Raw genomic sequence first — 12,973 nt, forward strand, 5'->3', positions numbered from 1 at the left:
CGATCGGCGGCCCGTTTCGGCACCGCCGCGGCGCCGGCCGGGCCGAAAAATTGACTTTCCGGCCGGCTGCCGCTACGCCCCGGCCTCCCGATCCGTAGCAGATCGACCGATGCCAAGCCGACCGGTCCCGCGAGGCCGGAGGTCAACGCCCGACAGCGCGTCCGCGCCCTCGGGCGCGATGGGCGTTGGCCGATATGCGAGGACGGGATCCGCCGGCCGAGGCACCCGCATGACGCGAGATCAAGAAGCGTTGAAGATCGAGGACGCGATCAACGAGACCTGCCCGTGGTCGGGCAAGCCGATCTCGGCGGACTCGCTGACGCTCTACAACGGCGCCGTGGTGGGCTTCTGCAACCCGGACTGCCGGGACAAGTTCGCCAAGGCCGTGCGCGGCTTCGAGGCCGCCCTCCAGGCGCGCCGCGTCGAGCGCGCCGGGCTCGAGCAGTAACGGCGGGGCGTCAGGAACATGTTCGAAGGCCTGTCCGACCGCCTCTCCGGCATCCTCTCGGGGCTCACCCGTCGCGGTGCCCTGACCGAGGCCGACGTCACCGCCGCCATGCGCGAGGTGCGCCGCGCCCTGCTGGAGGCCGACGTCGCCCTCGAGGTGGTCCGCGGCTTCACCGACCGGGTGAAGGAGAAGGCCGTCGGCGCCGTCGTGCTCAAGTCGGTGACGCCCGGCCAGATGGTCGTGAAGATCGTCAACGACGAGCTCGTGGCGATGCTCGGCACCGACGCCGAGACCGTCGATCTCAACGCCCCCGCCCCGGTGCCGATCCTGATGGTCGGCCTGCAGGGCTCGGGCAAGACCACGACCACCGCCAAGATCGCCCGGCGCCTCTCCGACCGCGAGAAGCGCAAGGTCCTGCTCGCCTCGCTCGACACCCGCCGCCCGGCCGCCATGGAGCAGCTCGCGGTGCTGGCCAGGCAGGTCGGCGTGGAGAGCCTGCCGATCATCGCCGGCCAGTCGGCGGTGCAGATCGCCAAGCGCGCCATGGACGCAGCCCGCCTCGGCGGCTTCGACGTGGTGATGCTCGACACCGCCGGCCGCACCACGGTGGACGAGGGCCTGATGGCCGAGGCCGCCGAGGTGAAGGCCGCGACGAGGCCCCACGAGGTGCTGCTCGTCGCCGACGCGCTCACCGGCCAGGACGCGGTCAACACCGCCCGCGCCTTCGACCAGCGGCTCGGCGTCACCGGCATCGTGCTGACCCGCATGGACGGCGATTCCCGCGGCGGCGCGGCGCTGTCGATGCGCGCCGTCACCGGCAAGCCGATCAAGCTCGTCGGCGTCGGCGAGAAGGTCGACGCGCTGGAGGAGTTCCACCCGGCCCGCGTGGCCAACCGCATCCTCGGCATGGGCGACATCGTCTCGCTCGTCGAGAAGGCCGCCGAGACCATCGACCACGAGCAGGCGCTCCGCACCGCGGAGAAGATGCGCAAGGGCAAGTTCGACCTCGAAGACTTGTCCATGCAGCTCGCCCAGATGGAGAAGATGGGCGGCATCGGCGGCCTGATGGGCATGCTGCCCGGGATGGGCCAGATCAAGAAGCAGGTCGAGGGCGCCAACCTCGACGAGAAGATGTTCAAGCGCCAGCGGGCGATCATCTCGTCGATGACCCCGCAGGAGCGGAAGAATCCCGACCTCCTCAAGAACAGCCGCAAGAAGCGCATCGCGGCGGGCTCGGGGGTCGACGTCTCGGAGATCAACAAGCTCCTGAAGATGCACCGGACCATGGCCGACATGATGAAGGCGATGGGCCAGGGCAAGCGCGGGATCGGGCAGGCGCTCGGCTCGATGTTCGGCCTGGGCGGCGGCGGGATGGGCGGTGGAATGCCCGGCCTCCCGCCCGGCATGCCGGAGCCGACGCCGGAGCAGATCGCGCAGCTCGAGAAGCAGTTCGGCGGCAAGCTGCCGCCGATGCCGCCGGGGCTGGGCGGGGGCGGGATGCCCAAGCTTCCCGGACTTCCGGGCCTCGGCGGTCCGAAGCTGCCGGGTCTCGGTGGGTTCATGCCGGGGAAGAAGAAATGAGCGTGCTCGCGGCCCAGGCCGTCGATCCCGAACTCGCGCGCCTGCGGGACAGCATCGACAATTTCGATGCGGCGCTGATCCACCTCCTCGCCGAGCGTTTCCGCTGCACGCAGCGGGTCGGCGAGCTCAAGGCCCGAAAGGGGATCCCCCCTTCCGATCCGGACCGGGAGGCCCGTCAGGTCGCCCGGCTCCGCAAGCTCGCGGTCGAGGCCAAGCTCGACCCCGACTTCGCCGAGAAGTTTCTGGCCTTCGTGGTCAAGGAAGTCATTCGGCACCACCAGTCGATCAAGGCGGACCACGAGTCCCAGATCGAGCAACAGCGAAAGTAGTCAGACCATGGCCCTCAAGATCCGTCTCACCCGCGGCGGCGCCAAGAAGCGCCCCTACTACCGCATCGTCGTCGCCGACGCCCGCGCCCCGCGCGACGGCCGCTTCATCGACAAGGTCGGCGCCTACGACCCGATGAAGGCCAAGGACGATCCGGCCCGCATCGTGCTCGACAACGAGAAGATCCAGAGCTGGCTCGCCAAGGGCGCGCAGCCGACCGACCGCGTCCTGCGCTTCCTCGACCAGGCCGGCCTCGCCAAGCGCCCGACCCGCAACAACCCGCAGAAGGCCGAGCCGGGCGAGAAGGCCAAGGAGCGCGCCGCCAAGCGCGCCGAGAAGGCCGCCGCTCCCGCCGAGGACGCCGCCGCGTAAGGCGCACCGGTCATGGCGCGCCGCCCCGCAGGTCCCACCTCCCGCGACGGCGGCCGCCGAGGCCGCACGAGCTCGGCGATCGGCAAGATCGCGCCCGACGCGGCGACCTCGCCCAAGGCGCCGGCCCCCAAGCCGGCGCCCCGGCCCGCGCCGCCCGATCCGAACCTCGTCCTGCTGGGCGAGTTCGGGCGGGCGCACGGCCTCACCGGCGAGGTCCGGCTCAAATCCTACACCGGCGATCCGCAGGCGATCGCCGGCTACGGAACGCTCCAGACGGCCGACGGCCGGACGCTGACGCTCGCCGACGTGCGTCCCGCCCCCGGCCCGTCGCCCGACATGCTGATCGCCCGGGTCAAGGGCGTCTCGGGCCGCAGCGCCGCGGAGGCGCTCAACCGCGTCGCCCTGTACGTTCCCCGCGACCGTCTGGCCGCGCCCGAGGACGACGACGAGGTCTACGCCGCCGACCTGATCGGCGCCGCGGCGGTGGACGAGGCCGGGACCCTCGTCGGGACGATCGTGGCCGTGCCGAATTACGGCGGCGGCGACCTCCTGGAACTGCGCCCGCCGAACGGCGGCGCCACCGCGCTCCTGCCCTTCACGAAGGCCTTCGTGCCGGTCCTCGACGTGGCGCAGCGCCGCGTCACCGTGGTCGCGCCGGAGGACCTGTTCGCGGCGCCGGGTGAGAAGCCCGCCGACGATCCGGGCTAGGGACGGCGGTCGGTCCGCGCGCCGGCGGCGCGTCCGGAGTCCGGGCGGCGCCCTGGCCGCGACCGCCCTCAATGCCCCCCGGCCGGCGCTCCGCCGCCGAGCTTGACGCTCTTCAGGCTCAGGGCCAGCGGGACCGCGCAGGCCGCGACGAGGCCGAGCACCCAGAACACGTCGATATAGGCCCAGTAGGCCACCTGCGTGCTGAGGACGCTCCCGATCCACGCCGTCGCCTGGTTCTGGGCCTCGATCCCGGCGTAGCCGTGCTCGGAGAAGTACTGCGTCGCCTGCCGCATGGTCTCCTGGTAGGCCGGCGAGGCCGGGTTGACGCTCTCCACGAGGCGGCTCTGATGGAACTGGCTCCGGTAGGCCAGGATGTTCTGCGCCAGGGAGACGCCCATCGAGCCGCCGACGTTGCGGGCGACGTTGATCAGCGCCGAGGCCTGGTCGGTCTGGTCCTTGCGGATCCCCTCGTACGAGGCCGAGGTGATCGACAGGAACACCATCGGCAGGCCGATGCCGATATAGACCCGCGACCACGCGAAGAACGCGAAGGTCGTGCTGCCGTCGATCCGCGTCAGGTCGTACATGCCCAGCGCCACGATGGTCATGCCGGCGGCGATCAGCCATTTCGGCTGGACGTAGGACGAGATCCGGCCGGTGAGGAACATCATCACCACCGTGACGATGCCGCCCGGGCCGAGGACGAGGCCCGACAGGGTGGCGGTGTAGCCGTAATATTCCTGCGTGATCTGCGGGATGAACTGCGTGGTGGCGATCAGGATCGCCCCGGTGAACATCATCACTAGGAAGCACGAGCCGAACTGCCGGTTGCCGATGAGGCGGAGGTCGACGGCCGGGTTCTCGCGGGTCAGCAGCCACGGGATCATGGCGATGAACGAGACGACCATCAGCACGCCGGACACGTTCATCAGCGTCGAGGTGCCGAACCAGTCCTTCCGCTGGCCCTCGTCGAGGATCACCTCCAGCGAGCCGAGGAACAGGGCGACCAGCACGAAGCCGACGATGTCGAAGCGGATGCCCTTGCGCACCAGGGCGCGGCGCTCCTTCTTGGCCGCGTCGCTGTCCTCGATCAGCCAGTACATCAGCCCGAGGGCGATCACGCCCACCGGCCCGTTGATCAGGAAGCACCAGTGCCAGGAGGCGTTGTCGGAGAGCCAGCCGCCGAGCGTCGGGCCGATCACCGGCGCCACCACGATGGCGACCCCGTAGAGCGCGAAGGCCTGGCCGCGCTTCGCCGGCGGGAAGGAATCGGCCAGGATCGACTGCGCGAGCGGCGCCATGCCGCCGCCGCCGAGCCCCTGCATCACCCGGAACAGCAGCAGCGATTCCAGGCTCCAGGCGAAGCCGCACAGGATCGACGAGACGGTGAACAGCGCCACCGACCACATGAAGAACGCCTTGCGGCCGTAGCGCTTGGCCAGGAAGCTCGACGCCGTGAGCGTGATCGCGTTGGCGACGAGGTAGCTCGTCACCACCCAGGCCGCCTCGTCCGGACCGACCGCGAGGCCGCCCGAGATGTAGCGCAGGGCCACGTTGGCGATGGTGGTGTCGAGCACCTCCATGAAGGTCGCCAGCGCGACCACGCCGGCGATCAGCCACGGATTGTGGCCGCCCGGCGCCTTCCCGGACGCGGCCCTGCCGCCTGCCGCCTTGCCGCCTGCCGCCTTGCCCGCACCCGGCCTGCGCCCCGGCGCGGCCGCGCTCCCCCGGCCGGCCACGGCGCTCACCGCACCGTGACGGTCGGGACGATCGACATGCCCGGGCCGATCGACACGTCCGTCGGCCAAGTCTTGACCACGATCTTCACCGGGATGCGCTGGGTCACCTTCACGTAGTTGCCGGTGGCGTTCTGCGCCGGCAGCAGGCTGAAGGCCGTGCCCGAGCCCGGCTGCACCGAGGCCACCGTGCCCTGGATCTTGCGGCCGGGATACGCGTCGATCTCGATGTCGACCGGCTGGCCCGGCCGCATGTCGGTGATCTGCGTCTCCTTGAAGTTCGCCGTCACCCAGATGTCGTCGGGCACGAACATCGCCAGGGTCTGGCCGGCCTGGGCGAGCTGGCCGACGCCGCCGGTGAGCCGGACGACGCGGCCGGCCTGCACGGCGCGGACCGTCGTGTAGCCGAGGTTCAGCTCGGCCTGCTCGACCTGCGCCCGGTCGCGGCCGAGCTGCGCCTGGGTCGAGGCCTTCTGAGCCTGGAGCGAGCCGACCTGCTTCTGCGCGGCGACCACGCTGGCATTGGCGCTCTGGACCGCCGCCTGCCGCTGCTGCAGCGTCGAGGTCGCTGACTGCGACTGCTGGACCGAGCCGGAGCCGCGCTCGGCGAGGTCCTTGTAGCGGGCCGCGTCCTCCTGGGCGAACTTCAGCGCCGCCTCGGCGGTGGCGACCTGCGCCTTGGACACCTCGATGTTGGCGTACTGCGCCTGGATCTGCGCGTCGATGTTCTTGATGCCGGCCTCGTCGGCGGCGACCTGCGCCTTCGCCTGGTCGAGGGCGATGTCGTAGTCGCGCTGGAAGACCTGGAAGAGGATCTGGCCGGCCTCGACGTGCTGGTTGTCGGTGACCGGCACGTCCACGAGGTAGCCGCCGACCTTCGGCTGGATCGAGATGCTGCGCGCGTCGACGAAGGCGTCGTCGGTGCTCTCGTAGGGGTGCATGTAGAGCAGCCAGTAGAAGAACACGCCGACACAGAGCGCGACGACCGCGAGCCCGCCGAGCAGGAACGCGAGCGGGTGGCGCCGCAGGACGTTGGGGCGCCGCGCTTCGTCCCCGTCGTCGTCGGAATCCGCCGCGTCGTCGCCGGCCTGCCCATCCTGCGCCTCGGGCGCGCCGTCGGCCTCCTCCGCGCCGGGCTTGCGCGCGGTCTCGCGGTCGCACTCGCGGTCCGCGGCCGGCGCGGCGCGGCCGAGATCGAGCACGTCGCGCTCGCGCGCGACGGCCCGGCCGTCGGCCGGCCGCGGGCGCGCCTCGTCCTCGGAGAGGTGCCGCTGATCGTCGAACATGGAAAGTCGTCGCCCGATGGGCCGGCCACCCGGGGGTGACCGGGCTTGTCGCATCGCCCGCCTCAGGCAGCAAAAGCCGGCCGCAGGCCCAAGGTTCCACGCGCGGATCAGCCCGCCTAGGAACGCATGCCGCACTGCGGCGTTCTGCGCCCGGAACCTTTGCCGTTCCCGGCCTCAAGGCCCAGGAGTTCGCCATGACCAGCAGCCCATCCCCGACGCCGAACCGCCCCGGTTCCGGCCCCGCGACCGCCCCCTCCGGCATCCCGCTCGTCGGCGCGGCGCGCCTCGACGCCATGAGTGCGGCCCTGGCGCGGAACTGGTGGCTCGTCGCCCTGCGCGGCGTCATCGCGGTCCTGTTCGGGGCGATCGCGTTCATCGCGCCGGGCGCCTTCGTGCTGTCCCTGGTCCTGTTCTTCGCCGCCTACATGCTCGTCGACGGCGTCGTCGCCGTCGTCGGCGCGGTCCGGGCCGCGCAGCGCCACGAGCGCTGGGGCTTCATGCTGGTCGAGGGCCTCGTCGACATCGTGGTGGGCGTCGCCGCGGTGCTGGTGCCGGCCGCGGCCGTCTGGGCCTTCGTGCTGCTGCTCGCCGCGTGGGCGCTGGTCACCGGCGGCCTGATGATCGCCGCCGCCTTCCGCCTGCACCTCCATTACGGGCGCTGGTGGCTGGGCCTCGGCGGCGTCGTGTCGATCCTGTTCGGCCTCGCGCTGCTCATCAACCCGGGCATGTCGGCCCTGGTGCTGACGTGGTGGATCGGCTCCTACACCTTCGCCTTCGGCATCCTCCTGCTGATCCTGGCCTTCAAGCTGCGCGCCCAGCACGGCGCCGTCGGTCCGGGAGCGCCGCTCGGCCGGTGAGCCGGCCGGGACCGGATCGGGCCCCGTGGCCCGATCCACACGGTGGCGGCGCGATCGACGCGCCGCCCGTCCCGCGACCCAACGGCTGCGGGACACCGCGACGGATGCGGCTTAGAAGGCTCGGTCGGCCGGATCGGCCGGTCCCGGAACACGCACCACGATGACGCCCGACGCGCCGGAACGCGCCCCGGCCGACGGGCCGAAACCGCCGAAGCCGGACCCCGCCGCCGACGCCCCGGACCCGCGGCTCGCCGCCCGGGAGGCCGGGCGGGCCGCGCGCGACCTCGCGCGCCATCTCCGGACCCTCCTCGCCGCGGCCGGGCTCGGCCTCGCGCGGACCGGCCGGGCCCTGTCGGCCCGCGCGGCGGAGCGCCCGCCCGCCGTCGCCGAGACGGACGCGCGCGCCCTGAACCGGCGTTCCCGGCCGATCCTCGGCCGCCGGCACCCGGCCCTGCTCGCCGCCGCCCTGGTGGTCCTGCTGCCGGCCCTGGCGCTGGCGATCTACCTGTTCGCGGCCTTCGTGAGCCTGCCGCCGCTGGGCGGCGCCGTGGTCGAGACCGGCCAGCGGGCGATCACCGTCGAGGCCGACGACGGCCGGGTCTTCGCCACCCGCGGCAGCTTCCGCGGCCAGAAGCTCACCGCGGCCGACCTGCCGCCGCACCTCGCCCAGGCGATCGTGGCGATCGAGGACCGCCGCTTCTACAGCCACTGGGGCATCGACCTGCGCGGCCTCGCCCGGGCGGCGTGGCGCAATCTCCGCGGCGGCGGCGTGCGCGAGGGCGGCTCGACCATCACCCAGCAATATGTCCGCCTGACCTCCCTCAACCAGGAGAAGACGCTCTGGCGGAAGGTGCAGGAAGCCTTCCTGGCACTGCGGGTCGAGTCGACCATGAGCAAGGACGCGATCCTGCTCGGCTACCTCGACGCCGCGTATTTCGGCGCCGGCGCCTACGGGGCGGACGCGGCGGCGCGGCGCTACTTCGGCAAGCCCGCCAAGGCGCTGAACCTCCCGGAATCGGCGATGCTGGCCGGTCTGGTGCGGGCGCCCTCGCAGCTCGCCCCGACCCGCAACCTCGGCGGCGCCAAGGAGCGCGCCGACGTGGTGCTCCAGGCCATGGTCGAGACCGGCGCGATCTCGCAGGCCGAGGCCGACGCCGCGCGCAAGCAGAGCGTGACCCTGAAATCGCCCCCCGAGGCGCCGCCCGGCACCAACTACTTCCTCGACATGATCGCGGGCGACGTGAAGCGCCTCGCCGGCACCGACGGCGACATGACGGTGCGCTCGACCCTCAACCTCGACCTGCAGAGCCTCGCCGAGGGCGTCGTGGCCCGCCGCCTCGACAAGGACGGCGCCCGCCGCAAGGTCGGCCAGGCCGCCATGGTGGTGCTGTCGAAGGAGGGCGCGATCCTCGCCATGGTCGGCGGCCGGGACTACGAGGACAGCCAGTTCAACCGCGCCGTCCAGGCCAAGCGCCAGCCCGGCTCCCTGTTCAAGCTCCTCGCCTACCTGACGGCCTACGAGAAGGGCTACACGCCGGAATCCGTGATGGTCGACCGCCCGGTCCAGATCGGCGACTGGCAGCCCGAGAACGACGACGGCCGCTACCGGGGGCCCGTGCCCCTGCGGACCGCCTTCGCGCTCTCGATCAACACCGTGGCGGCCCAGCTCGGGCAGGATGTCGGCATCCCGGCGGTGATCGCCACCGCCCGCAAGCTCGGGATCCAGTCGGACCTGCCCAACGTGCCGAGCCTCGTCCTCGGCTCGGGCGCCGTGAGCCTCCTGGAGATGACCCGCGCCTACGGCTCGGTCCTGTCCGGGCGCACCCCGCTCCAGTCCTACGGCATCCAGGCGATCCGCGGGGCCGCGCCGCAGCCGCTCTACGTCCGCGCCGACGCGGCCCCGGGCCCGATGCTGGCGCAGGAGCCGCGCACCATGATGCTCGACTCGCTGCAGGCGGTGGTGGAATCCGGCACCGGCCGCGCCGCGCGGGTGCCCGGCCAGATCATCGGCGGCAAGACCGGCACGAGCCAGGATTTCCGCGACGCGTGGTTCGTCGGCATGACCCCCGACCTCGTGGTCGGGATCTGGGTCGGCAACGACGACGACAGCCCGATGAACCGCATGTTCGGCGGCGAGATGCCGGCCGGGATCTTCCACGACTTCGTCCAGCGGGCCGCCGAGAAGCTCGCGAAGGGCAAGGCCCGCCCCTCGGCGGAGCGGACCGAGCCGGCTCGGGCCGCCGCCGCGCCCGCGGCCGAACCCGTCGCGGCCGGCGAGGTCCGCGGCGTTCCGGAGGTGATCGATACCGGCACCCTCAACCTGCGCGGGCGGGTCGTGCGCCTCCTCGGCGTGGTCGGCGAGCGCGGCCATCTCGCCCGCCAGCTCGCCAGCTACCTGCGCCGCCGCGAGGTGGTCTGCACCGGCCTGTCCGACGGGGCCACGGCCCGCTGCCGCATCGAGGGCGACGACCTCGCCGGGCTGATCCTGGCCGCGGGCGGCGCCCGCGCCTCCGAGGACGCCCCGCCGGACCTCCTGGGCGCGGAGGAGCAGGCGCGCGCCGAGCGGGTCGGCCTGTGGGGCCGGTGAGGGCCTAGCCCGTCCCGAGCTTCGCCAGCGTCCGCGGGTCGGGGACGCCGTCGAAGTAGCGCGCCAGCGCGTCGGCGAAGACCGGCTCCTCCGGCACGGCGCGGGCGAACAGCGTCACGCTGGAGCGGAACTTCAGATCGTCGGGCGAGCCGAAGATCGCGTGGGCCGAGCGCCCGGCGACGGCGTTGACGGCCGCCGTGCAGGCGCGCAGGCGCGCGCCGAGCACCGGGTGCGCCGCGTAGGCCTGCGCCTCCGCGAGAGACCCGATGGCGTAGCGCTGCGCCATCGGGCTCGCGCCGAGCCCGGCGATCTGCGGGAAGATGAACCACATCCAGTGGCTGCGCTTGTCGCCGGCCTGCAACTCCGCCAGGGCGCGCCCGTAGACGCCCTCCTGCGCGGCGACGAAGCGGCCGAGGTCGTAGGTGTCGCTCATGCGCGGCTCCGTTGTTCCGGTCCCGCACCGTCAACCGCGCGGCGGCCGCCGGGGATGCAGGCGCGGGTCCGGAGTGCCGCTGACGCCGCGCCGGGATTGGTGTAAGCGCCGCCCATGCTCGCAACGCTCGTCGCCTTCATGGTCGCGAACCCGGCGATGAGCCACGCCCTGACGGCGATCCCCGAGACCGCCGGAATGGCGGCCGTTCTGATCCTGCTGCGCAGTCCCCGACCGGAAGGCGTCGCGGCGCTCGTGGTCTCGACCTACTATTACGGCCGCGAGGCCGGGCAGCAGGAACACGTCCTCAAACACGCGGGCTGGGACGCCGTTCAGGCGCATCTCGGCGCCGAGTTCCTGTACGGCTGGTCCCTGCCGAATCTGCAGCAGTGGGTGGCGCCGACCTGCGCGGCCTGGGCGGTCGCGGCCGCGATCTATCTGGTCCGGTCGCGGATGGCGCGGGCGGCTCCGCCGGGTGCCCGGCTCAGGCGCGGGTGAACGGTCCGTCCGACGGCCCGATCTCGCTCCGGTCTCCGAGGAGCCGCCGGCCCGAGGCGATGATCTGGACCGTCTCGCGGCTGGAGCACTGGCGCCGCGCCAGGGCCTCCAGGTCGCGCAGGTAGTCGATGACGGGACCACGCTGCTTGTCGGCTCGGCCGATCACCGGCTCGACCTTGGCGGTCACGAGGCCGCCGACCGTGTCCCAGAACTCCGCCGGTCGGATCGCGGCGTCGCCCATCGCAGGCTCGTGCATCCCCGGTCTCCTCTGCGCTCGCACCGCTCTTGTCGAGCGTTTCGGCCGCCGGCGCATTGACCCATGTTGAAGACGCTCCTCCGGAGCGCGGGGCTCGCGGCATCGTCATCCGCGCGCCGGGCGATCCGGCGGGGCAGCATCCGGTGCGCCGCCCCATAATGGACCGCGCCACCGCGCGCGTTTCGGATCGACCGCAGGGAGCCCGCATGCCCGCCGACGACGTCCCAACCCGCGATGCCCGCGCACCCGAGCCCGCACGGACGCGCGCGCCCCCGGCCGGGGAGAGCCGCCTCCGCTCGATCGCCAAGGCCGTGAGCTGGCGCGTCGTCGGGAGCCTCGACACGCTGCTGCTGTCCTACCTGTTCACCGGCAGCGTGCTGGTCGCCGGCTCGATCGCCTCGACCGAGACCGTGACCAAGACCGTGCTGTACTACCTCCACGAACGCGGCTGGGGCCTGATTCCCCTTGGTCGCGCCTGAGATCCGTCCGGGAGGCCGCGTTGCCCGCCAGCTCCGCCCCCCGCCCGGCGGCGTGACATCCTCGAGAGCCCGAACCGGAGAGAGTCGCATGCCGCAAATCACCGTCGGAGGACTCGGCCTCCGCTACCACCTCGAGGGCCCGGAGGACGCCCCGGTCGTCGCTTTCTCGAACTCGCTGGGGGCGACCCTGGAGATGTGGGACGCGCTGGTGCCCGCGCTGACGGGGCGTTACCGGACGCTGCGCTACGACACGCGCGGCCACGGCGGGTCGGAGACGCGCGACGGGCCGGTCGCGATCGCGGATCTGGCCGGCGATCTCGCAGGCCTTCTGGACGCCCTCGGCATTGGACGCGCCCATCTCGTCGGCCTCTCGCTCGGCGGGATGACCGTGCAGGCGCTGGCGAGCGCCGATCCCGGACGCGCGCTCAGCGCCACCCTGATGGCGACGGCGGCCTTCCTGCCGAGCCTGCAGAGCTGGGACGAGCGCGCCGCGACCGTGCGCGCCCAGGGGACGGCGGCCGTGGTCGAGGCGACGCTGGGGCGCTGGTTCACGCCGGGTTTCGCGGAGCGCGCCCCCGAGACGGTGCGGGCTGTCCGCGAGCGATTCCTGGCCTGCGATCCGGCCGGCTACGCGGTGTGCTGCGGGGCGATCGGGCGCATGGATCTCCGTCCGGCGCTCGGAGCCATCACCGCGCCGACCCTGGTGATCGCCGGCCGCGACGATCCCTCGACGCCCCCGGCCATGGCCGAGGAGATCTGCGGCGGCATCGCCCAGGCCGAACTCGTCGTGCTGCCCCGGGCGGCGCACCTGCTCGCCGTCGAGCGCGCCGAGGCGGTCGGCGGCTACCTGCGCGCCTTCCTCGACCGCGCCGCGCCGGGCGCGTAGGCGGGCCGCGGCGGCGTCGTCCCGTCAGTCGCCCGAGTGTCCGGGACCGCGCGCCGCTTCAGTGGCAGGCGATCCCGACATCGGCGGGCGACATCCCGCGCGCCAGGCGCCGCCCGGTCCGCAGCAGCGCCTGCCCGAGCAGCGACACGGTCAGCGCGTCGCCGTCCTGCTCGGCCAGCCGATAGGCCGCGAGCAGGGCGTCGCCGAGATCGCCGAGCGTTGCCGCCGGCTCCGCGTCCGCGCGCTCCGGCCGGCTCCCGGCAATCCGGTCGCGTCCGTCCGCCGCCGCCGCGCCGTGCGGTCCCTCGGTCAGCGCGACCGGTCTCGCGCGGCGTCTCGCGTTGCCATCGTCCTCTGGTGAGCCGTTCCGCATCGTCTTGGTCCCTCAACCGCCTCGAGGGTGCACCTACAGGTTGCGGACCGTCAACTCCCTCCGACCGCGCCCGGCGAGCGGTCGAGCGTCGCAGCCGGCGCGGCGGCCGGACGGGGTGTCGGACGGGGGGTCGGATGTTCCGTCGGCGC

15 protein-coding genes are annotated in these 12,973 nt (G+C 72.9%); 10 read left to right on the forward strand and 5 right to left on the reverse strand.

Annotated features, from left to right (window positions below; genetic code table 11):
* Positions 1-229: 229 nt before the first annotated feature.
* Genes BMY19_RS08270 through rimM form a run of 5 tightly spaced genes read left to right on the forward strand, consistent with a single transcriptional unit; the run spans position 230 to position 3,436 of the window.
* Entirely contained in the window at positions 230-448 is a 219-nt protein-coding gene (locus tag BMY19_RS08270; RefSeq protein WP_026604841.1) for an eL24 family ribosomal protein, read from the forward strand.
* A gap of 18 nt (positions 449-466) precedes the next feature.
* Positions 467-2,029 (forward strand): signal recognition particle protein, encoded by a 1,563-nt coding sequence (gene ffh, locus BMY19_RS08275; protein WP_100251409.1) that lies wholly within the window; start codon positions 467-469, stop codon positions 2,027-2,029.
* On the forward strand, positions 2,026-2,358 hold the full coding sequence (locus tag BMY19_RS08280; RefSeq protein WP_012320554.1) for a chorismate mutase: 333 nt from the start codon (positions 2,026-2,028) through the stop codon (positions 2,356-2,358). The genes ffh and BMY19_RS08280 overlap by 4 nt, the downstream gene beginning before the upstream one ends.
* Positions 2,359-2,365: 7 nt before the next feature.
* Positions 2,366-2,728 carry a 30S ribosomal protein S16 gene (gene rpsP, locus BMY19_RS08285; protein ID WP_020092607.1) on the forward strand — a complete coding sequence of 121 codons (363 nt, stop codon included), beginning with the start codon at positions 2,366-2,368 and terminating at the stop codon, positions 2,726-2,728.
* Positions 2,729-2,740: 12 nt separating this feature from the next.
* Positions 2,741-3,436 carry a ribosome maturation factor RimM gene (rimM, locus tag BMY19_RS08290; RefSeq protein ID WP_100251410.1) on the forward strand — a complete coding sequence of 232 codons (696 nt, stop codon included), beginning with the start codon at positions 2,741-2,743 and terminating at the stop codon, positions 3,434-3,436.
* A 68-nt stretch (positions 3,437-3,504) separates the two neighbouring features.
* On the opposite strand, the gene BMY19_RS08295 is transcribed toward rimM, so the two are convergent.
* Positions 3,505-5,184, reverse strand: coding sequence for a DHA2 family efflux MFS transporter permease subunit (locus BMY19_RS08295; RefSeq protein ID WP_100251411.1), 1,680 nt, complete (start codon positions 5,182-5,184; stop codon positions 3,505-3,507).
* Positions 5,181-6,458, reverse strand: a complete 1,278-nt coding sequence (locus BMY19_RS08300) for an HlyD family secretion protein (RefSeq protein WP_100251412.1) — start codon at positions 6,456-6,458, stop codon at positions 5,181-5,183. The genes BMY19_RS08295 and BMY19_RS08300 overlap by 4 nt, the downstream gene beginning before the upstream one ends.
* A gap of 194 nt (positions 6,459-6,652) precedes the next feature.
* Here BMY19_RS08300 and BMY19_RS08305 point away from each other — a divergent pair, with 194 nt between their 5' ends.
* Together BMY19_RS08305 and BMY19_RS08310 are read left to right on the forward strand one after the other, a co-directional pair.
* A complete protein-coding gene (locus tag BMY19_RS08305) occupies positions 6,653-7,315 on the forward strand; it encodes an HdeD family acid-resistance protein (protein ID WP_100251413.1) in 663 nt (220 codons plus the stop codon).
* A 160-nt stretch (positions 7,316-7,475) separates the two neighbouring features.
* Positions 7,476-9,902, forward strand: coding sequence for a PBP1A family penicillin-binding protein (locus BMY19_RS08310; RefSeq protein WP_100251414.1), 2,427 nt, complete (start codon positions 7,476-7,478; stop codon positions 9,900-9,902).
* Positions 9,903-9,906: 4 nt separating this feature from the next.
* Here BMY19_RS08310 and BMY19_RS08315 read toward each other — a convergent pair whose 3' ends face one another.
* A complete protein-coding gene (locus tag BMY19_RS08315) occupies positions 9,907-10,335 on the reverse strand; it encodes a DUF1810 domain-containing protein (RefSeq protein ID WP_100251415.1) in 429 nt (142 codons plus the stop codon).
* A 114-nt stretch (positions 10,336-10,449) separates the two neighbouring features.
* On the opposite strand from BMY19_RS08315, the gene BMY19_RS08320 reads away from it, so the two are divergent.
* Positions 10,450-10,830: a hypothetical protein gene (locus BMY19_RS08320; protein WP_100251416.1), complete on the forward strand. Its 381-nt coding sequence runs from the start codon at positions 10,450-10,452 to the stop codon at positions 10,828-10,830.
* On the opposite strand, the gene BMY19_RS08325 is transcribed toward BMY19_RS08320, so the two are convergent.
* Entirely contained in the window at positions 10,817-11,086 is a 270-nt protein-coding gene (locus tag BMY19_RS08325; RefSeq protein ID WP_091926206.1) for a hypothetical protein, read from the reverse strand. The genes BMY19_RS08320 and BMY19_RS08325 overlap by 14 nt on opposite strands.
* A gap of 206 nt (positions 11,087-11,292) precedes the next feature.
* Between BMY19_RS08325 and BMY19_RS08330 the strand changes: the two genes are divergently transcribed.
* Both BMY19_RS08330 and pcaD read left to right on the forward strand, forming a co-directional pair.
* Positions 11,293-11,565 (forward strand): DUF2061 domain-containing protein, encoded by a 273-nt coding sequence (locus tag BMY19_RS08330; protein ID WP_020092598.1) that lies wholly within the window; start codon positions 11,293-11,295, stop codon positions 11,563-11,565.
* Between the two features lie 88 nt (positions 11,566-11,653).
* Complete coding sequence (gene pcaD / locus BMY19_RS08335) at positions 11,654-12,451, forward strand: 3-oxoadipate enol-lactonase (protein ID WP_056526010.1); 798 nt, start codon at positions 11,654-11,656, stop codon at positions 12,449-12,451.
* Positions 12,452-12,509: 58 nt separating this feature from the next.
* Here the strand turns inward: pcaD and BMY19_RS08340 are convergent, their stop codons facing one another.
* Positions 12,510-12,824: a hypothetical protein gene (locus BMY19_RS08340; RefSeq protein ID WP_100251417.1), complete on the reverse strand. Its 315-nt coding sequence runs from the start codon at positions 12,822-12,824 to the stop codon at positions 12,510-12,512.
* Between the last annotated feature and the right edge of the window lie 149 nt (positions 12,825-12,973).

It is taken from the genome of Methylobacterium sp. UNC300MFChir4.1 (assembly GCF_900110155.1).
Lineage (GTDB): Bacteria > Pseudomonadota > Alphaproteobacteria > Rhizobiales > Beijerinckiaceae > Methylobacterium.